We start from the raw sequence: 1,097 nt of genomic DNA, 5'->3' as shown, positions 1-1,097 counted from the left end.
TATATAAGTTGAATTAAAGATTTACAACTGAACACACAAACGATCGATCGTTTGTTCTGGTTTCTGGTTGATTCGCTGAATAAAGGCTTGGACATTCTTTCTAATTTCTTGCACACTCGAATAGAACACGTTGTAAATCACGTCTGATTTCAGCCATTTCCATAGCCCTTCAATCAAGTTCAATTGCGGACTGTATGGTGGCAAAAAGACGAGCTCTAACCGATCTTCGTGTTCTTTTAAAAATGGCTGAATGAGTTTGGCATGGTGAATTCGAGCGTTATCTAAAATCATCACTATTTTGCCTGTGGGATAGCGTTCTAACACAAGTTGAAGAAATCGAAGAAATGTTTCCGCGTCATAGCGTTCTTCTTCGATGCAAAACACTTCCCCTGTTTCGTAGTTCAACGTGCCAATCAGCTTCAGCCCTTGATGTTTTCCAAACGTCGGAATGATTCGTTGTTTTCCTTTGACAAACCATGTTTTTTGAATCGCTTGGTAATCACGAATCATCGACTCATCTTGAACGAGGACATGGGCGATGTTCCCATCTACCAGTTTTTTTTTACTTCAGGGAAGGTGATTTCGACGAATTCTTTTTGTTTCTCTTCATCGGCATTGGCTAGTGTATAGGTCGGTTTCGTATAGCTTAGCCCTAACCGATGCAGAATGTCACTTGTTCCGCGAAGCGTGTATGTTGGCCCCCACTTTTGTTGAATGAGTTCAGCGATTATCGCAAGCGTCCAATTATATTTTGCTTCGAATCCCACATCTACGGGGAGCTGATGTTCAATGATCAAAGCCAGCTCTTTTTCCTGCTCAGGGGTCAATCGACGTGGGGCGCCAGGTGAGTATTTCATCTCCAGTCCATCAAGACCGCGCTGGGCGTAGGCATGAATATAGTTATAAATAGTTTTCTTGGATCGACCAATAATCGTTGCGATTTCTCCTTTGGTATATCCCTGCAAATGAAGATAAATCGCTTGGTAGCGTTCATATGCTCGTTTACTTTTTGCTTCTTTCATGGCAGTGGACAACTTTTCGATCTCGTCTTTGTGATTTGGCATCATATTTTCTCTCCGTTCCCCTATTTTCTCTTT

At 41.9% G+C, this 1,097-nt stretch carries 1 protein-coding gene; it reads right to left on the bottom strand.

From position 1 onward, the window contains the following. Window positions 1-21 precede the first annotated feature (21 nt). A protein-coding gene (locus I656_RS17970) for an IS630-like element ISBs2 family transposase (protein ID WP_128570079.1) occupies window positions 22-1,067 on the bottom strand; the annotation gives its coding sequence in 2 pieces (ribosomal slippage) (window positions 22-561 and window positions 564-1,067; 1,044 coding nt in all). Between the last annotated feature and the right edge of the window lie 30 nt (window positions 1,068-1,097).

The organism is Geobacillus sp. WSUCF1 (assembly GCF_000422025.1).
GTDB classification, from domain to species: Bacteria; Bacillota; Bacilli; order Bacillales; family Anoxybacillaceae; genus Geobacillus; species Geobacillus zalihae.
Note: the sequence above shows the minus strand (reverse complement) of the source record. Positions and strands in the feature narration are given on the sequence as shown.